General features: G+C 69.6%; 1 protein-coding gene. It reads right to left on the reverse strand.

Going from position 1 to position 362, the window contains the following annotated elements:
• Positions 1 to 362 (reverse strand): polyketide synthase (locus tag PUR61_RS16050; RefSeq protein WP_329879524.1); only part of this gene is annotated, 362 nt, incomplete at both ends.

Here is a 362-nt window from a genome sequence, read left to right on the forward strand (position 1 = left end):
CACGCCGTGTCGACCGTGACCGCCGGACCCTCCAGACCGAAGGTGTACGACACCCGGCCCGACGCGATGCTCCCGCCGGTGCCCATGAAGCCCTCGGCACTGTCGTCCGAGGCCCCCAGCACCATCGAGTAGTCGTTGTACATCACGCCCGCGAACACCCCGGTCCGCGAACCTCGCAGCCCCAGCGGGTCGATCCCCGCCCGCTCGAACGCCTCCCACGACGTCTCCAGCAGCAACCGGTGCTGCGGGTCCATCGCCAACGCCTCACGCGGCGAGATCCCGAACACCTCCGGATCGAAGTCCCCCGCGCTGTAGAGGAATCCACCCTCCCGCGTGTACGAGGTACCCGGGTGGTCCGGGTC

Source organism: Streptomyces sp. BE20 (assembly GCF_036322525.1).
Classification (GTDB): Bacteria; Actinomycetota; Actinomycetes; order Streptomycetales; family Streptomycetaceae; genus Kitasatospora.